Source organism: Leptospira johnsonii (assembly GCF_003112675.1).
GTDB lineage: Bacteria > Spirochaetota > Leptospiria > Leptospirales > Leptospiraceae > Leptospira_B > Leptospira_B johnsonii.
The window spans coordinates 812,775-831,616 of sequence record NZ_BFAY01000011.1 but is presented as its reverse complement, the minus strand read 5'-3'; the positions used below and the strand labels follow the sequence as shown (position 1 = coordinate 831,616).

General features: G+C 42.7%; 17 protein-coding genes. 12 read left to right on the top strand and 5 right to left on the bottom strand.

Going from position 1 to position 18,842, the window contains the following annotated elements; translation table 11 throughout:
• Positions 1-50 precede the first annotated feature (50 nt).
• Positions 51-1,316: an acetyl-CoA acetyltransferase gene (locus LPTSP_RS12835; protein WP_100767130.1), complete on the bottom strand. Its 1,266-nt coding sequence runs from the start codon at positions 1,314-1,316 to the stop codon at positions 51-53.
• An 18-nt stretch (positions 1,317-1,334) separates the two neighbouring features.
• Positions 1,335-2,645 (bottom strand): 3-hydroxyacyl-CoA dehydrogenase family protein, encoded by a 1,311-nt coding sequence (locus LPTSP_RS12830; protein ID WP_108929114.1) that lies wholly within the window; start codon positions 2,643-2,645, stop codon positions 1,335-1,337.
• 400 nt (positions 2,646-3,045) lie between these two features.
• Here LPTSP_RS12830 and amt point away from each other — a divergent pair, with 400 nt between their 5' ends.
• From amt to LPTSP_RS12810, 4 genes are all read left to right on the top strand, one after another.
• The gene (amt, locus tag LPTSP_RS12825; protein ID WP_108929113.1) at positions 3,046-5,145 is read left to right on the top strand and encodes an ammonium transporter; all 2,100 of its coding nucleotides are present in this window, start codon (positions 3,046-3,048) and stop codon (positions 5,143-5,145) included.
• A 148-nt stretch (positions 5,146-5,293) separates the two neighbouring features.
• A complete protein-coding gene (locus LPTSP_RS19210; RefSeq protein WP_174704463.1) occupies positions 5,294-5,557 on the top strand; it encodes a hypothetical protein in 264 nt (87 codons plus the stop codon).
• Positions 5,558-6,730, top strand: coding sequence for an RlpA-like double-psi beta-barrel domain-containing protein (locus LPTSP_RS12815; protein WP_108929111.1), 1,173 nt, complete (start codon positions 5,558-5,560; stop codon positions 6,728-6,730).
• 13 nt (positions 6,731-6,743) lie between these two features.
• Entirely contained in the window at positions 6,744-7,292 is a 549-nt protein-coding gene (locus tag LPTSP_RS12810; RefSeq protein ID WP_108929110.1) for a metal-dependent hydrolase, read from the top strand.
• Here LPTSP_RS12810 and LPTSP_RS12805 read toward each other — a convergent pair.
• The 3 genes from LPTSP_RS12805 to LPTSP_RS12795 all read right to left on the bottom strand — a co-directional run bounded on the left by LPTSP_RS12805 (position 7,278) and on the right by LPTSP_RS12795 (position 11,265).
• A complete protein-coding gene (locus LPTSP_RS12805; protein WP_108929109.1) occupies positions 7,278-9,284 on the bottom strand; it encodes a M48 family metallopeptidase in 2,007 nt (668 codons plus the stop codon). The genes LPTSP_RS12810 and LPTSP_RS12805 overlap by 15 nt on opposite strands.
• A 167-nt stretch (positions 9,285-9,451) precedes the next feature.
• A complete protein-coding gene (gene cyoE / locus LPTSP_RS12800; RefSeq protein WP_108929108.1) occupies positions 9,452-10,321 on the bottom strand; it encodes a heme o synthase in 870 nt (289 codons plus the stop codon).
• 5 nt (positions 10,322-10,326) lie between these two features.
• Positions 10,327-11,265: a COX15/CtaA family protein gene (locus tag LPTSP_RS12795; RefSeq protein ID WP_108929107.1), complete on the bottom strand. Its 939-nt coding sequence runs from the start codon at positions 11,263-11,265 to the stop codon at positions 10,327-10,329.
• Between the two features lie 322 nt (positions 11,266-11,587).
• Between LPTSP_RS12795 and LPTSP_RS19110 the strand changes: the two genes are divergently transcribed.
• From LPTSP_RS19110 to LPTSP_RS12760, 8 genes are all read left to right on the top strand, one after another.
• Positions 11,588-11,749, top strand: coding sequence for a hypothetical protein (locus LPTSP_RS19110; RefSeq protein WP_167396436.1), 162 nt, complete (start codon positions 11,588-11,590; stop codon positions 11,747-11,749).
• Between the two features lie 24 nt (positions 11,750-11,773).
• Positions 11,774-12,619, top strand: a complete 846-nt coding sequence (locus LPTSP_RS12790; RefSeq protein ID WP_108929106.1) for an SCO family protein — start codon at positions 11,774-11,776, stop codon at positions 12,617-12,619.
• A 26-nt stretch (positions 12,620-12,645) separates the two neighbouring features.
• Positions 12,646-13,671 carry a cytochrome c oxidase subunit II gene (gene coxB / locus LPTSP_RS12785; RefSeq protein ID WP_174704462.1) on the top strand — a complete coding sequence of 342 codons (1,026 nt, stop codon included), beginning with the start codon at positions 12,646-12,648 and terminating at the stop codon, positions 13,669-13,671.
• An 11-nt stretch (positions 13,672-13,682) separates the two neighbouring features.
• The gene (gene ctaD / locus LPTSP_RS12780) at positions 13,683-15,266 is read left to right on the top strand and encodes a cytochrome c oxidase subunit I (protein ID WP_108929105.1); all 1,584 of its coding nucleotides are present in this window, start codon (positions 13,683-13,685) and stop codon (positions 15,264-15,266) included.
• The gene (locus tag LPTSP_RS12775; protein WP_108929104.1) at positions 15,253-16,032 is read left to right on the top strand and encodes a cytochrome c oxidase subunit 3 family protein; all 780 of its coding nucleotides are present in this window, start codon (positions 15,253-15,255) and stop codon (positions 16,030-16,032) included. Before ctaD ends, LPTSP_RS12775 begins: the two co-directional genes overlap by 14 nt.
• 159 nt (positions 16,033-16,191) lie before the next feature.
• Entirely contained in the window at positions 16,192-16,851 is a 660-nt protein-coding gene (locus LPTSP_RS12770; protein WP_108929103.1) for a hypothetical protein, read from the top strand.
• Between the two features lie 112 nt (positions 16,852-16,963).
• On the top strand, positions 16,964-17,527 hold the full coding sequence (locus tag LPTSP_RS12765) for a CarD family transcriptional regulator (RefSeq protein WP_108929102.1): 564 nt from the start codon (positions 16,964-16,966) through the stop codon (positions 17,525-17,527).
• Positions 17,528-17,567: 40 nt separating this feature from the next.
• Positions 17,568-18,827: a PIN/TRAM domain-containing protein gene (locus LPTSP_RS12760; protein WP_108929101.1), complete on the top strand. Its 1,260-nt coding sequence runs from the start codon at positions 17,568-17,570 to the stop codon at positions 18,825-18,827.
• Positions 18,828-18,842 lie beyond the last annotated feature (15 nt).

Sequence of the window (18,842 nt, the reverse complement as noted above, 5' to 3'; positions counted from 1 at the left end):
CGAAAAGCCCGGGAATACCGGGCTTTTCCATTCTTTTTTGTAGAAAGAATTTATTTTCCGACTACGAACACGTAATTGGTGGTTGCTGATCCCCCGATATTGAGCATCAGTCCATTTTTAGCGCCTTCTACTTGGTAATCACCTGCAGTTCCGGTAACTTGTTTGTAGATGTCTAACATCATTCTCACACCGGAAGCTCCAACAGGGTGTCCCGCTCCGATAAGTCCACCGGATGGGTTGATCGGTTTTTTACCGTGGAAGTCGATCACTCCGTCTTCGATCGCTTCGTGTTCTTTACCTGGTTGAGTGATCCCAAATGCGGAGATCGCTGCATACTCGGAAGAAGTGAAACAGTCGTGAGTTTCGAAAACGTCTATGTCCTTAGTGTTCAGACCGGAACGATCGAATGCATCTTTAACGGTTTGGCGAGTCCAAGGAAGAACCCATTTGTCTCCTTTGGATTCGGCAACTTTCGCTTCGAAAGTGATCGGAGCAACTCTGTGTCCCCATCCTTTGATCTTAGGATAAGCGGAAAGTTTAGTTCCTTTTTTCTTAGCGAATTCTTCTGCGTAATTCTTATTAGCAAGAACCACTAACGCAGCACCGTCAGTTACTTGAGAACAGTCGGTGATCGCAAGACGTCCACCCACTGCCATATTGAATTCTCCGCCCCTTGCGTTTGCATGTTCATTGTTCATGAACCAAGAACGGGTTTGAGCTTTAGGGTTACGTTTTGCGTTTGCGTAATTGATTCTGGAAATTTCCGCAAGCGCTCCCATATAACGTTTTTCATCTAACTTGTAGCGCTCTAAAAGAACGTCTGCGAGTTTTCCGAAAAGTTTAGGGAATGGGAATTGAACTCCCTTAGCTTCTTTTTCGTAATAAGCTGCGGTTCCTAAGAAGTCTCCTCCTACGGAAGAAGAAACGGTCTTCATGATCTCCATTCCTACAACGATCGCTACGTCGTAGTCTTTAGAGCGGAGTTTGGTTTGAGCAGCGTCTATAGCAACAGAACCGGAAGCACAAGCAGCTTCATAACGAGCGCCTGGAACCCCGAAGAAACAAGGATCTACTTCAGTTAAGAAAGCACCCAAATGTCCTTGGACTGCATATTGTTCCCCATCAAAGTTCCCTACGAAAACTCCAATACGGTTTTGTTTGTTTAACTTTTTGATTTCATCAGGAGTAAGACCAACTTTTTCTAGTCCGTCTTGAACGGCTTCCCTGAACAAGGACATGAAGGTTTTTCCTTCTTTAGTCCAGTTACGTTGGAAGTCTGTTTGCTCTCCGCCGAGTACGTAAACTGCATCTTTCATGTAATCTTTCCTCCCTTATTATCCTTTAAAAAGAGAACGAGCATCTAAAACGTCTTTCAGTTGATAGAAAGGTTTTCCCGCTTTTGCTTTTGCCAATACTTCCGGAACAGGAAGTTTCGCCTTAGTGATTAGACTGATTGCTTCCTTAGGTCCGCCTAAGAAGTCTACGAATGCAGATGCAGGCGCCCAGTTAAATCCGGTTCCCATTGCAAGGTCGGTCATTTCTTTGCTTTCCACAACTTCTCCCACGAGAGAGAGAGAGTAGCTTACGTAACGAGCGATAAAGTAACGAGCGATATCTGCTTCCAGACCTTTCGCTTCTTTTACTATATTCATTGCGCCGATATAATCAGCCTCGCCGATCCTGCGGTTTGCTTCTTTGATAAAAGGAATATCGAATTTAGGGACCGGAATATACAGATCACCTTTGATATCGTAATACAATTTTTCCTTTTTACCGTCAGGAGTTTTGGTCATCTTATAAAGACCTTGTCCGGACTTTCTTCCTAAGTCACCTTTATCGATCAACTTTTGGAAATAACCAGGAAGTTTGAAGGTAGAATGTGCAGCGTCTTTAGTCATCTCATAGAGGTTGTCTACGATCGCCTTATGAACATCCAAACCAACGAAGTCAGCAGTATCCAGAGGAGCCATTGCTCTTCCGGTGTATCCGCTCATGATCGCGTCGATCAGTGCGATACCACCTTTGTCGGAATATTCTTCCGCTTTGATAGCGGCTTCGTTGATGAGCTGGAATCCGATCCTGTTACCTGCAAATGCCGGAGTGTCGTTTGTATAAACTACAGCGCGTCCCAGAGTTTTATCCAGGTACTCTCCCAGTTTTTTAGTAACTTTTTTATCGTTTCCTGCGTGAGTTACCAATTCGCAAAGGATCATTTTATACGGAGGGTTGAAGAAGTGAGTTCCGTAATAATGTTTTTTACCGTCTTCGTCGAAAGCATCCGCTAGACGAGCGATAGAAAGACCGGAAGAAACAGTGGATACGATCGTGCCCGGTTTACGAGCCTTAGCGATCCTTTTGTTGATCGGTTCTTTTACTTCATAACTTTCTGCAACAAGCTCGAAAACCCAATCGGATTCGGAGACAGCTTTTTCCAGGTCTTGGTCATAAGAGCCTGGAATTAATCTAGGACGGATAGTGTCCGTTTTGATGGAAGAAATAGCTTTTTCGATCCCTTCTTTGGCTTTGTTAACGTCACGGGCTAACATATGGACTTTTGCCTTACCAAATGCAGCCACGATAGCTGCGGATCCGGCGCCCATTGTCCCATTTGCGCCAAGAACGGTTACGGTTTTGATTTCCCTCATGGAATTATACCAACATCTCGGTTTTTGTAGAGTTAATCCTTGTTTAAAACAGGCTTTTTAGAGGGAAAGGCTTTTTTCTCCTTCGAAGCCCCTGCTTTAGCCGTTATCTATAAGACTTTGTAGAACGGTCGTTACGTTCGAAATAAACACTGTTCTTCAAAAAAATCGAATTTTCTCCCAAATCCTAAGAAGTTTTGGGATTTGGAGAAGGTGCCATGGTCCTTTTCAGGGTAGGAACTCACTCAAGTGGGGGATTGCTTTCGGGGCATTTATCGCCCTTCATTGTTACATTATTATGAGGTTTCCCGCTTGCGTCTTGTTAGATTAGATTAAAATGATTCCGATAATTTAGATTAATAAGCGAACATTTTGTGAGAATCCATTCGGGGGAACCTTTTCTATGAGTTCAGAAAAGAGCTTATTGGACATACTTTGGGTCTTAGTATGTTCCGGACTGGTGCTAATCATGCAAGGTGGTTTCCTTGTATTAGAATCCGGACTTACTAGAGCTAAGAACTCTATTAATGTCGCTATCAAGAATGTGGCGGACTTCGGAGTGGCCACTCTTCTCTTTTATACATTCGGATTCGGACTCATGTTTGGAGTCACATGGAACGGGCTTATAGGAACTTCATTATTTGCTCCTGCGTTTCCGGTCGGAAAGGCTTGGCCTCCGACCTTCTTCTTATTTCAGCTAGTGTTCTGCGGAACTTCTGCGACTATAGTCTCTGGAGCAGTTGCAGAAAGATTAAAATTCCATTCTTATTTATTCGCCACAGCTTTGATCTCAGGTGTGATCTATCCGATCGCTGGTCACTGGTGTTGGGGAGGAAGTCTGACGGATGAAAATCATGGTTGGTTGGCAGCGAGGGGATTTCATGACTTTGCCGGTTCCACTTTAGTTCATAGTGTGGGTGGTTGGGTATCGCTTTCACTTCTTCTTATTGTTGGAGCAAGGATCGGAAGATTCCCAGAGAACGAACCACCCAAGGCCGTGACAGGAAGTAATCTTCCTATGGCGATGTTAGGTGGAATTCTTCTTTGGTTCGGATGGATGGGATTCAATGGGGGAAGCACTTTAGGTTTTAATGAAAAAGTTCCAGGCATTATACTGAACACGATCATTTCTTCCGGATTTTCTCTCATGGTAGCGATGTTGGCTGCATGGTTGATCAAGGGATTCCCGGAACCGACAGCGCCACTGAACGGATCTTTGGCTGGACTAGTTGCCATTACTGCAGGAGCGGATTGTTTTACTCCAATTCAGTCTGCGATTATCGGTAGTATCGCGGGCTTATTCGTTCTTCCTGCGGAAAAACTTTTAGAAAAACTGAAGATAGATGATGCAGTAGGAGCCATCCCAGTTCACTTGATCGGAGGAATTTGGGGAACAATCGCAGTAGGAATTTTCGCTGATCTGAACTTGATCGGAAATAATGTTACTAGGTCCTCTCTTCTTCTTACCCAGTTATTGGGGATATTTTCGGTGGGTGGATTTGCGTTCGGACTTTCTCTACTGATCTTCTACCTGATTAATAAATTTTTCCCTCTCCGCGTAGACGGGGACGAAGAAAGAATGGGCCTGAATATCTCCGAGCATAAGGCAACTACGGAGCTGATAGATCTATTCTTAGCTATGGATTACCAGAGAAAGACTGGGGACCTAGCAGTGGATGTTCCGGTAGAGCCGTTTACCGAAGTCGGTCAGATTGCAGAACGTTACAATTTAGTTCTCGGAGCGGTACGTTCTACACTTGCAGACAATGAAAAAGCAAGGGTCGAGATCGCAGACGCTTATGAAAAGGTCCGTATAGAGCAGGATAAGGCTGAAAAATTACTTCTGAACGTTCTTCCACATTCTATTGCGCAGGAACTGAAGTCAAATGCCGGGCTCATCGCGGACAGTTATCCGAATGTTTCTATACTTTTTGCAGATATTGTGGGTTTCACTAAACTTTCCGCGGTGATGAGGCCTGAGTCCGTAGTACGTCTCTTAAACGAAGTCTTCTCTCACTTTGATATTCTGGCAGAAAAATACGGTTTGGAGAAGATTAAGACCATCGGAGACGCGTACATGGCGGTAGGTGGCCTTCCATTACCGAATGAGGCACATCCTTTGCTTGTGGCTCATATGGCTTGGGACATGAAGGAGCTCCTTTCCAAATTCAAACTCAAAAAAATGGGTACTAAACTGCGTATGAGGATAGGGATTAATACAGGTCCGGTAGTTGCAGGAGTCATCGGAACGAAAAAATTCATCTACGATATCTGGGGAGATGCTGTAAATCTTGCCAGTCGTATGGAATCTCATGGTGTTCCGGGAGAAATTCAGGTCACTGAGTCCACCGCAGAACTAATTCGATCCGATTTTGCGTTAACAGAAAGGGGAGAGATCAACGTGAAAGGAAAAGGTTTAGTCAAAGCCTTCTTGATCAGCCATCGACTACGTTCTCCTGAAGAGAGTTTTACCGATCTAGGATACTCAGTCAGCGCAACTTAGAGATAGAAACGAAACATTATGAATTGTTTTAGATTGCTTTAACGAAAGAAAATGAAAAAAGGTTTTACTCTTTTACCTCTAAGTCTTACGAGTGGAAATTTACTCTAGGAATAACGGAAAGATTCCCCAGATACAAGGAGTATCTACCATGGTAGCTAAGAAGAAAGCAAAGAAAAAAGCCGCACCTAAGAAGAAAGCGGCAAAGAAGAAAGTAGCGAAAAAAAAGGTCGTTAAAGCCACTAAGAAGAAAGCAGTTAAGAAGAAAGCTGCGCCTAAAAAGAAAGTAGTTAAGAAAAAAACTGCTCCGAAACCGGCGCCTCGTCCAGCTGCTCCAGTTGCGACCCCAGAACCTACGCCTACACCAAGCCTGTTCCCAACTGGCGGTTCCAGCGAAGGAGAGAGCAACATCTAATTGCTCTTTTTTCTGAAGAAACTGGTCCCGCTCCCTTCTGGGAGCGGGATATTACTCTGCATTTTACTCTTATCCCTATTCTCCAGTTCTCAATTCAGCCAAAACGCTCCTCCGGTTTATGCAAAAGTACTCTGCATTAACTCTCCGGAAGGTTGTGAATGTAAGTTTCCCGAAAAGGAACAAAGTATCCGTGTATTTCACGGAGAAGCAGTTATTTTAGAAGATCCATTTACCAAGTCCGAAACCTCAAAGATACGTCGCTCTAAAGATTCCTGCATCTATCCAAGGACCAATTTGAAACCTCTGGCCTACCAGCATACGTTTCGACCCATGCAGACCTCCCTGGATCATTCTCCAAAGCCTTTAGAAAGATTTCTCTCCCAAGAAGATCTAGAACGTTTGTCGGAATTCCAACCAACGAGTTTAGGAGCCTATTATCCTACGTATTATCATTTAGCATTGGAAGAAGCCTTTCCCGGAACGGAAGTGGCCGCATATTCTCCTTCTGGAAAAGAAATCGGCAGAGCGTCCGCTACATTCTTAGAGCAAGTACGTTGGGAAGGAAGCGGGATCGCAAAGGACGGGAAGAAATACCATTTTGCAGGAGAAGGAAAATACGAACTCTACGATCTAGAATGGGGTTGGGGTGCGGGATACAATTACCAGGTGTTTCCTTACAGGACCTTGGCTGTGAGTTTTAAGGATCTATGCGAGAAGATCGGGACTAAAATTTCTTCCTGCAATAAGTCAAAGGTGATCGGTACATTGGCTTATATCCCCAAAATCAAAGAGAAGAAAATCAAAATGCAGAATGGAAAGTATCATGACGGGTACTTCTGCTTAAATGATACAGGATCGCCTCTGTACATCAGAGATGATAGAGTGGATATGTTCGTAGGAGTCCATGGAGGTGGAAGTCCTTACCAACCTCAGGAGCTTTCCAGGAACCTATTTTTAGATGCGGGGATCCATCCTCTCTATCCTTCCGATTGGAAATTGTACAGTTCCGAAAAGGAAAGATTCTGGTGCCCTAAGGAAAAACTTCCACGAAATCCTTTCTCTCCTTCTGAGTCCGAATGCAAATTGGATTATCATGCCCAGGCTCCGGAGAAGGGAATGGAGATGAGGATATTTTTCCGCAAAGATGGAAGTTTGGTTCGTTGCAGGACTTGATCCGGATTAAATAATGGCCACTATATTCTCCCACCCAGCAGTTCCAATTTCGCTCTTCTTTTTCTTCGGAAAAAAGAAAATCCCAGCAATACTTGCCATTTTTGGAATATTCTTCTCTATTCTTCCTGATTTCGACGTGGTTGCTTTTAAATTCGGGATCCCGTATGAGAGTGACTGGGGTCATAGAGGATTTACGCATTCTATTTTATTTGCCTTGGTAATGTCCTGCATCGTGGCATTCTTCAGGACCAAACTGAAAGCAAGCTGGTTTACTATTTTTTTATTTCTTTTTGTATCTGCAGTTTCTCACGGAGTGTTGGATGCGATGACCACAGGTGGTTTAGGAGTTGGCTTCTTCGTTCCTTGGAGTTCCGAAAGGATCTTTTTTGAATATAGACCGATCCGAGTTTCTCCTATCGGTCCTAAAAACTTTTTTACGGCAAGAGGTTGGGTTGTGGTCCAGTCTGAACTTTTATATATTTGGGTCCCGGCGATTTTGGTTTCCGGGACCGGTATTTTGATTAGAAGGTTTTTTCTTAAGGATCGATCACTGAACCACTAAAAGATCTATCTTTCCGTGTTTATTATACTTCACGAAAGCTTTTCCTTTTTCGTAGTAGTCGTGATAATCACCTTGTTTTCTGTACTTAGAACCCAATAGTTTTTCTGCAGCCGGTTTAGAAGATCCAACTGTAATTCCTTGTCCTAAGCCTGGGCTTGCATCTCCGACTACATTCACCTGCACTACTGTTCCCATATCTAAGATAAACGCTGTCTCTTTGTTATCATATTCGAAATATTCCAGACCGCTTTTTTTATCCGTTTTGATACGTGTAGGTTTTCCCCAGTTTTTCAATAGGTCTTCTAACTTGTCGCCAGGACCAACCCCACCAACTTTAAAAGCATTCACTTCGTTAGCAGGAGTAGGAGCTGTAAGTTCTATTGAATGGATCTTTGCTAGAACCTTTGCCCAACCGGAAGTAGAATCATAATTGGTAAGATAATAATTAGCGAGTCCTTTGGATTTAGGATCTACTGCAGAATAAGATTCTACCAACGCGATATTCAAGATAGGAGTAAAGTTCTCATAGATATAGTCAGGATCTACTTGTTGCTTCTGAGCCGTGGATTGGCCTATCGTCCTTAGATATTGAGCGATCTGAGGATTGTTCCCACTTTGAGAAGCAAGAGTTCTGATCTTTTGGTCGATTGACAGTGCGAGGCGATTGAAAAGTTCTTTCGCTTCTTCTCTTTTGTCTGTCCAGAATAGGACTACTCCCAAGTTATTTGCTAGAGAAACAGTTCCTTCTGCTTGGAAAGCTTTGTTGGCTACGCTTACCGCAACATCCAGATCTTTTTCGTCCGCGGAATAAGAAAGTAAGACTGCATAGTTAGAAAGAAAATATGGATCATCCGTTTTTATGATTACTTCTCTATATGCTTTGAGTGCACGATTATAAGCCGCTTCGTTTCCGGGAACGATCCTCATAACTGCACGTTTACTTTTATCCGGAGGAAACACCATAGTGTCTCTAAAGGAAGGCATGTCCAATACAGGTTTTAATTTTAATTCTTCGTTAGAAGCGGTCGCCATCCAGATCTTGTGCATACAAACTGCGAGTGCTTTACTCAAGAAAGTGTTTTCAGGGAATTTTTTAAGCCCGTCTTCTAAGTTGGATCTTGCTTCATCTAAGTTTCTTCCCAGCTGGATATCATCGAAAGTTTTTTCCATCTTAGCTAAGAAGCTATACAATTCTTGTTTATCCGTCTTGAGTCTGGACAACCTTTCATTTGGAGAAGGGTGGCTGGAGAAATAATGAGAGCCGATCAGTTCCGGTCTGGTTTTATCTGCTTTAGAAGATGCTAATGCTTCTTTATAAGATTGCTCCACTTCATTTAAGGTTTGGAGAGTGACGAGCATGAAGTCGCCGCCGTAACCTGCCTTATCCAATAAGAATAATCCTGTCTGGTCCGCATCTAACTCTTGCTCTTGAGAGAATTTGCTATTTTCTAAAAATGCTTTTCCAGAGGGCTCGTCTTTGAGCGCGTAAAACTTTTTCACACTGTTGAAAACATGTCTGTTATAGAAGTGAGCTAACTCGTGAGACAATACTCCCGCGATATATCTTTCCCGATGGAAGTCCAACTTCTGAGCGGCATCCGCTTCTTTTTGTTTGATGATCTCATCGAGTGAATCTAAGGCACCAGAGTGAATGCAGAATTGTCCACCTGCCATTGCGAATGCGTTGAAGCTTGGCTCTTTCACAATTTTATAAACTAGAGGAAAAGGAGGATTTCCGGAGTTTTTAGAAAGTTTACCGAATGCTTTGTCAATCGGCTTCTTCCAACCTTTATGATCCGTAAGCACGGTCTTGGATTTGATTAGATTCGTGAACTGCACATTACTTTGTCTTACCAACTGTGCATACAATTCCGCGTCGAATTCTCCCGGTTTATTCTGAGAAAAAATTGAAGAGCCCGAAAATGATATTAAGCCTAAAACCACCAATAGTTTCAGGACATAAGGGCGAACCGAATTCGAAAGATTGATCATGGGAAAAACCTCTTGAGGAGAGAAATCTATACGCTCTTAAGCGACTGTCAACTCTGAAAGGTTTAAAAAGTGAAGTGAAATTTTTTGAGCAGAAAACCGGATTTAACGTAAAGGAAAATTTTCCCTAAATAAATTATATCCGAACTGGAGTTGGAAAACTTATGGGTTCAGGCAGGGATCGAATGGTCGATCAGAATTAAAATATTGATCAAAAACAAGTGTAAAATACTGAAGAAGAAAAATCCTCTCGCGAATTTAGGCTCAGGATTCTGAAATAATTTTACGGAAAGGTAAAGTATAGAAATGCTCAACGCCACCGAAGAGATCATATACAACCAACCCATGGAAGGCTCCGCCCAATAGAACGCGATCACAGATCCTACGTAAAGAACAGTATAAAACAAAATAGAACGTCCAGTTTCCTTCACACCTTTTACAACAGGCAGCATAGGAAAATTCGCATCGCTATAGTCTTCTTTTAAAAAGATGGCAAGTGCCCAGAAATGAGCCGGAGTCCAGAGAAAGATCATCAAAAACAAGATCCAAGCAGGTAACGGCAAAGAATTACTGACGGCAGCATAACCTATCAGAGGTCCTACGCAGCCTGCCACTCCGCCTATTACGATATTCTGATGTGTTCTTGGTTTTAAGAGTATTGTATAAAGAAAAACATAAGCGAGAAGTGCAGCAAACGCACATGTCGCAGTCAGCAGATTTGCAAAATAATACAAAACCCAAAAAGCCGCAAAAGTCATCGCAAATCCTACGATCCAAGCTTGCGCCTTACTGATCCTTCCTGCGGGGATCGGACGATTTGCAGTCCGTTTCATTTTAGCGTCTCTGTCCTTTTCTAAGATCTGGTTGAAAATGAAAGATGCGGAAGACATCAAAAAAGTCCCGAGCATTGTCATAAAGACCAGAAGTGTACTAGGTGCTGAAGGAGAACCGAGATATAAACCAGGCACAGCAGTAGCTAAAACCAGGGAGCTTACCCTTGGTTTGATCATTTGATTCCAGTCTGAGAAAAAATTATTCATTCTATTTAAGAAACCTTACTCTTAGAAAGCTCTGAGGCTCTCTGCACCCAAACTGCATAAACGGATAAGAAAAGAAGAATGGCGACTCCAGTATGAGCTGCGGTCACTAATTTCGGGAGTTTCATGTATACGTTCACAACTCCCAATCCGATCTGCATAACCAGAAGAACGATCGCCGTTCTCACGTATTTTTTTGTTTCTGCAGAGAATCCTTTAAATATTCCATAAAGGTTTATTAGAAGAACGTAAAATGTTACCAAATAAGCGCCCAATCTGTGTTGTACCTGGATCTGTGTCTTAGGTTCCGGAACGGAAGGGATCCATTCTCCATTACAAGTCGGGAATTCTAAACATGCAAGTCCTGCGTAGTTGGAACTTACCCTTCCCCCTAAGATGATTTGGAAGAATATTAATAATACTCCGATCAGAAGAGGGATCTGATCCTTCTGCAATAAACTTTGTTTAGTTAAAAACTCATTTGAATCTGTAAATTTTGCTAGATTGTGAGCTTTAAACGTAGCGGTAACTATGCAGAGCAAAAACAAGATCGCATTCAATAAATGCAGATTTACAGTCGCAGGATCTAAAGAAAGAAGAACAGTCAAACCTCCCAATGTAACTTGAGAAGCGATAAGTAAGATCCCTAGGATAAAATAACCTAAGAAAGGTTTTCTTAATTCGGGAACAATTGCAGTCCAGATTGCGCCTGCGATAAGGACAATTCCTAAAAATCCGGAATAATATCTATGTCCAACTTCCATAAAAATATTAAAGTCGAAGTCCGGAAAAATTTTACCGAAACAAAAAGGCCAATCAGGACAAGCAAGTCCGGAATCAGTAGCTCGGACAAGAGGCCCATACAATAAATTTAGAAAAATTAAAACTGAATAAAGAACCAGAAAGAGAGAAAACTTTCTGAAATGAGAATAAGTAGACGCAATCATTCTGTTTTTTCGGAGAATCCGAACTCTCCTTTACCATACTTGAGCGCGACTGATTTGGGGCAAGAGATTTGATGTCTGAAAATTGGAAGTGTTAATTTTGATCTGAGACTAATTCTCATGCGAAGAAAAATTGAAGATTCTAAAGAACGAGCGTTCTGGTGCCCGACCTAAGGATAGAAGCTTTTTATGTCGGTTCTAAACGTATGAAAAGACTGAAAAGCAAAAACGCTTTCAAAAAAAGGACAGGTCTCCAAAACTGGTTGGTATCTTTCGCTTTTTATAAAAGTGAAACGTTTTTTTTTGATACTTTAGGAGTCATTCCATGAGCCAAAACGGAGACCATTACAACAAGGCAGGTTTTTGGACATTCGTGGTCGTATTGGCCGCAAACATTCTTTATTTCGTTTATCTCACTGCATTTCACAAGGGTGTTAAAGATTATAACGAAGTAGTTCCTTCTAACACTTCGGCAGCGGCGAAGTAAGGAAAGAATCCGGGAATAAGAATCTTGTTCTCCTCCAATCATCCGCAGTGCTTTTCTAAAATAGCTGCGGCTCTTATTCTTTTCTTACCATTCTTATCCGTTTTATCCTTCGATACCGAAAGAGAATTACCTGCTCATACGGTTCCTGCCGAGCTCGAAGGTGTAGGTTTGGAAGAAAAATTAGGAAATCATATAGATACCAATTTATCTTTCGTGGATGAACAAGGTAAACAAGTCCGCATAGGCGATTATCTGAAAGAAGGAAAGCCACTTCTTCTTACCTTAGTGTATTATAGATGTCCCACACTCTGCAGTCTTTATCTAAATGAGATCTCAGCCTCACTCAAAGAATTAAACTTAGAAGTCGGAAAAGAGTTCAATTACGTAGCAGTGAGTTTTGATCCGAAAGAAAAACCTGATCTTGCGAAAGCGAAAAAAGAAGTTTATGTGAAAGATTATGGAAGAGGGGACGGTTCCGGCTGGAGTTTTTTAACCGGATATGATCCTGAAATAAAGGCTTTAGCTTCCAGCTTGGGTTTTACATACAAATGGAATCCTTATAACGATCAATGGGTACATGTTTCTGTAGCCTATGTGATCACCCCGGATGGACAAATTTCCAGATACTTAAAAGGGATTCCAATGGATGAAAGGACCCTGAGATTATCTCTCGTTGAGGCTGGAAACGGTAAAATCGGCGATTTGACTGACAGCGTTGCCCTTTTTTGCTTCCAATTTGATCCATCCAAAAATAGGTATACATTATACGCATTCAATATCATGCGAATCGGCGGTTTTCTCACTGTCGTTATCCTTACAGCGTTCTTATTCCGCTTTTGGAAGAAACAAAACTCGTCTAGTACAGTATAAAAAAAGGAAGGAGTGATTTCGATCCGATGAACTGGTTCTCTTTTATTACGGCGACAAGCTTCATGCCGGTTCCAGCGACAAAAGAATCGGGAGATGTAGATAACCTCTATATCTTTCTTCTTGTTTCGGGCCTTATCTCTTTTATCATTCTCATTGGGGGAATGGTAATATTCATTTTCAAGTATAGAAGAAAAACTGAAGACCAAAAAAGTGCGTACATCACGCACAATACTCTTGCTGAGTTCTTATGGTCTTTCATACCTTTCGTGATCATGATGATCATCTTTGCTTGGGGATGGAGTGTGTTTCATGATCTTCGCAGAGTCGGCGAAAAAGGCGATGTTGAAGTTCACGTAACTGCTCGCCAGTGGGCATGGACTTTCAAATACGCGAATGATATCGAGATCAATAGCCCAACAGATAAAAAGTTAGTGGAAAATGATCCGGATTCTACTCTTCTCAAGCCTGAGATCGTAGTAGTTCCAGTAGGTAAAACTATTCGTTTCATTCTTACCTCTGATGACGTTCTTCATAGTTTCTATGTTCCTGCATTCAGGAACAAAATGGATGCGGTTCCTGGCAGAAGGACTACTTTCACTTTCACTCCGATCGAGAAAGGTGACTTCACAGTTTTCTGTACTGAGTATTGTGGAACCAAACACTCCAATATGATGGCTACGATTCGTGTGGTGGACGGCGAGCAATTCGCTGCTTGGCAGGCCGAGAAAATCGCAGCAAATGCTGGCGCTAACAACAAAGGACCTGCGGAAAGAGGAGAAGCTCTTTTCAAGGGAAGCCTTGGATGTAGCGGATGTCACTCCATCGACGGATCCAGGATTGTTGGACCGAGCTTCAAAGGTCTTTATGGTAATAAGAGAGACTTCGCAGACGGATCTTCCGTTGTTGCGGACGACGCTTATATCAAACAATCCATCCTTGTTCCTACAGCTAAGATCGTAGCTGGATTCCCTCCTGCGATGTCTTCTTTCCAAGGAAGGATCAAAGAGGAAGAGATCAAGGACATCATCGAATTCATTAAGACGCTTAAATAGGATTACGGACAATGGCCCACGAGCAACATAATTACCTGAATCACCAAAAGGGGATTTGGTCCTGGCTTACGACCTTAGATCATAAGCGTATCGGGATCATGTACTTTATCGCGATCATGAGCTTCTTCTTTTTAGGAGGAGTTTTCGCTTTATTAGTTCGCGCAGAATTATTCACACCGGGAAAAACTCTTTTTTCCGCAGACGTTTATAACAGAATGATGACCTACCATGGAGCCATTATGGTGTTCATGGTGATCGTTCCAGGGATTCCTGCAATTTTCGGAAACTTCGTTCTTCCGATTATGATCGGAGCAAAAGACGTAGCTTTCCCAAGATTGAACTTGATGAGCTGGTACATGCTGATGATCGGTGCTGCGATCACTGGTTCCACTCTCTTCTTGGAAAACGTAGATACCGGTTGGACCTTCTACACCCCGTATTCTTCCATTAAGACCGGTCTGGGAGTGATCCCGATGGTTCTTGGAGTATTCATCATCGGGTTCTCCTCGATCTTGACTGGTTTGAACTTCATCGTTACCACTCATAAACTGAGAGCACCTGGAATGACCATGAACAGAATTCCTCTCATGGTTTGGGCGCTTTACTCAACTGCGATCCTGCAAGTATTGGCAACTCCGGTTCTTGCGATCACTCTGCTTTTACTCATTGCAGAGAAAACTCTTGGAGTGGGGATTTTTGATCCTCAGTTGGGAGGAGATCCGGTACTATTCCAGCACTTCTTCTGGTTCTATTCTCACCCAGCAGTTTATATCATGATCCTTCCTGCGATGGGAGTGATCTCCGAGTTAGTTGCAACTTACTCTCGTAAGATCATCTTCGGTTATACTGCAATTGCTTACTCTTCCTTAGCGATCGCTGGGGTTTCCTTCTTAGTTTGGGGACACCATATGTTCGTTTCCGGACAATCTGAGTTTGCAGGGATTTTATTTTCCTTCATCACAATGCTTGTAGGAGTTCCTACAGCGATCAAATTGTTCAATTGGATTGCGACCATGTATAAAGGAAGTATCCGTTTGGATGCTCCGATGTTATTCGCGATCGGATTCATGTTCTTATTCACAATCGGTGGTTTGACAGGCGTATATCTGGCTTCTACCGGTATGGACGTTCACTTCCATGATACTTACTTCGTTGTGGCTCACTTCCATTACGTGATGGTTGGTGGAACTCTGATGGCTCTTATGGGAGCATTGATCTACTGGTTCCCTAAAGTTACCGGAAAAATTTATAGCGACCTGACCGGAAGAATTTCCTGGGTCTTTATCTTCTCCGGATTTAACGTTACCTTCTTCCCTCAATTCATTTTGGGAAATATGGGTATGCCTCGTAGATACTACGATTATCTTCCTACATTCACCGAATTAAACCAAATGTCCACTTTCGGATCTTGGTTGATCGGAACAGGATTCTTGGTCGGACTTTTCGGAGTGATCTATGCACTTCTGAAAGGAAAAGAAGCAGGAAACAATCCTTTCGGAGGAAAAACCTTGGAGTGGACTATTCCTTCTCCTCCTCCACACGAAAACTTTGACAAGACCCCAGTACTAACCGGAGGGCCATATGAGTACCGCTAATCACACAGGTGGTTTTCATCACGCACATCATTTCGATAGCGCAGAACATCAATACGAATCTTCCAAACAAGGGATCTGGTTATTCCTTGTTACGGAAATCCTGATGTTCGGTGGATTATTCGTAGGATATTCCATCTACCATTCTTTGTATCCTCAAGTTTTCCATGCAGGAAGTAAGCAGCTTTCCGTGGTCTTGGGTGCGGTGAACACAGTAGTTCTTCTATTTAGCTCCTTCACTATGGCGCTTGGTATCAACTACGTGCAAAGAGGTCTTAAAAAGAAGGCGATCATCGCTCTTGCGGTAACGATTGCTTGTGCTGCGATCTTCATGGTCGTAAAATTTTTCGAATACACTCACAAGTTCCACGTAGGTACGGTTCCAGGTAAATATGCTTATACTGAAGAATTAAGCGCTTCCGGTGAGAAGGTAACCAAAGTGGGTGCTCTACTTGCAGAAGCTAACAAGCTTAGCGTAGCAGAAAGAGAACACAAACTTCATCTGGACGAAACTGAATACGAACACCTGACACTTTTGGAAAGAACCAAAAACTGGCCTTTGTTCTTCGGATTCTATTTCGTGATGTCCGGGATTCACGGTTTGCACGTTCTTGCTGGCGCGTTTCTTATCTTCTGGGTACTTTTGAAAGTGATCAAAAACCAAGTTGGTCCTGAATACTTCACCCCTGTAGAAGGAGTTGGATTATTCTGGCACGTGGTCGACTTGATCTGGATTTACCTCTTCCCTCTTCTTTATTTAGTGGGATAAGTTTCCGTCAAAAGACTCGATTGAAAGATCGCTGCAAAAAAGCCGGGGTTTCTACTCCGGCTTTTTTATTTTCCATCACAAAGCCAGTCTCAAAAAAACTGCGAAGAAACGGCGAATCCTGCCGATATTTGAAAAGAGACAAGTTTTCCCGGACGCATTATGCAAAATATAGATTATTCCAGAAGACTGAGACAATCCGGAACCAGAGGTCCGGCTCCACGTCAGGGAGAGTCTTTTCCAACCGTGCAAACCATTCAGCATGTGAGAGGAGGAAATTCTCCGATCCGTTCTTTTCCAAGCTCCAGATCCATCTTTCTGGTTTTGGTGGGAGCTATTTCTCTTTTTACGGGCGGGGTAGTGGTTGGTCTTAGATTGGATCAGAAAGAGCAAGCATTTGCTCAAAACGAAACCCAGTCTTTTTATAATGCGGGGAAAAACGTAAGAACAGAACAATCGGTAGAAGAGAGAGAAAATTCTTCTTCCGAAACTGTAACTTCCAACCAAACGGAACGTTCCGCCGAAACTTCTTCTTCCTCCAATTCCAATCGGAATTCCGGACTCAAATATCCGGCTAGATCGGATAAGGAAAATTATTTCCTATCTATCCCGACTGAAGATTCTGTAGAAGCGATGGAAATTGGAAAAAAATTGCTAAGAGCAAGACCTGAGTTCCAAGGAAGATTTTTCAGATCCAAAGACGGAGAATTATTCCTAGGATATTTTTACGGAAAAGAAGAAGCTACCAAAGCTCTCGAATCGATTCGTCCTCTAAACGATCCGATTTTTCACAAAACTTCCATTCACAAACTTCAATTTTGATCCGAATCATCGTACAAAGTTGAGTTCTGAGCGTTTACTCATTTTTTCCTTGACTTTGCCTCAAAATTTGCTATATTTTTGAGCAGAGTTTTAACGGAAGTCTTAATACTAATTGGCTGGCAAAAAGAAACAATCTGGCTACGATCATGGCGTAGGCGACTACGTCGTATATCCGATCCACGGGGTAGGTGAAATCACCGAAATCGCTAAAAAGGTTATCCTGGGAAAGAAAAAAGAGTGCTACGTAATGGAAATCCAGGGTAGCAAGATGAAGGTGATGATCCCGGTCGATAAAGCAAAACAGGTCGGAATTCGACCGATTATCGACAAGAAGGATATTAAAAAAGTCATCAATCTACTCAAGAAAGACGAGGTCGATACTGAAGAGGACTGGAAGATCAGGTACCAAAACAACCTGAACAAGATAAAGTCCGGATCGATCTTCGAAGTGGCGGATGTGTGCAGGAATTTATTCCGAAGGGCAAACGGTAAAGAACTGTCCATCATGGAGCGTAAATTGTACGAAAGTGCGTACAATCTAGTGAAGATGGAAGTCGCCCTAAGCAAAGGAGTTTCCCAAGAAGAAGCGGGAAATCTCGTGTCAGATGTTCTAGCTAGTACATTCGCTCCGGGGGATAAAGTTCCCGTAGCAGCAGTCGACATAGACGAAGAATAATTTCCGATAAAACTCGAATCTTATTTAAAGGATTTGAGTTATGGCGTATTTTTATAAAGGTCTAACGGCCGTCCTACTCTCCTTATTGTCGTTCTTTGTAACGCAAAAACAAACCCAAGAGTTTGTATTCTCAGGCTCCAGTGCGGGGCTTGTACTCGTAATTTCTCTCGTACTTTTGTTCGGTGAAACTAAACTATTTCCAAAACTTCGCGGAGACGTTATTTTTTGTGTAGGAGTCGGAGCTCTATTGGGATTCGCACTCGCTTGGTTTATCGGAACGATTATTCGTTTTGAGGAATTGAATCTTGCATTGTACCTGATCCTAGGTCTTTTCGGAGCTAGAGCAGGTAAGTCATTCGCAAAAGAACCTGGCCTTTCCGTATTCGGAGGCGGCGGTGGAGGATCTACTTCTCTAGTGGATCCATTCGGCGTAGCTTCTATCGGTAAAGACGAAGTCAGAGACAAAATTCTGGATACTTCTGTCGTGATCGATGGAAGAATATTAGATATTGCTGATACACATTTTATCGATGGGCCCCTAATTCTTCCTAACTTCGTATTAAGGGAGATCCAGCTTATCAGCGATTCTTCCGATCCGATCAAAAGAGCAAGGGGACGTCGTGGTTTGGAGATGTTGAACAAACTCCAAAGAAAAGGTTCTATCGAAGTTAAGATCACTTACAAAGATTATTCTGACACTCGAGAAGTGGATGCTAAGTTAATCAAACTAGCTAGAGACACCGGTGGAAAGATCGTAACCAACGACTTCAATCTGAACAAAGTAGCAGAACTCCAAGGAGTAAAAGTCCTTAATCTGAACACTCTGGCAAACGCATTAAAACCTGTCGTTCTTCCTGGAGAAGAATTGGCTATCCAAGTCATCAAAGAAGGAAAGGACGAAAACCAAGGTATCGGCTATCTAGAAGACGGAACCATGGTAGTGATAGAGAACGGCGGACATTTGGTTGGAAAAGAAGTGAAGGTTACGGTTACTTCTATCATCCAAACCGCTGCCGGAAAAATGATCTTCACCAAAGCTAACGGAAACGGAGGTTTTGATAAAGGTGAACGCGCCCCTGAAAAAGAAAACAGAGGTAAAGGCGGAGAACGCGGAGAAGATCGTGGAAACAGATACGATCGTGGGGACCGAGGAAACGAGGAAAGAGGTAACCGTAAAGATTACCAAAACAAAAACCAGAACCGCAGCAATTACCAAGACAGAGGCGAGAGAAACGAGAATAAAGGGGATGATTTCGGAAACCGCAAAGATTTCCAAGATCAGCAGCAACAACAGCAATAACCCGTCTCTAAAGAG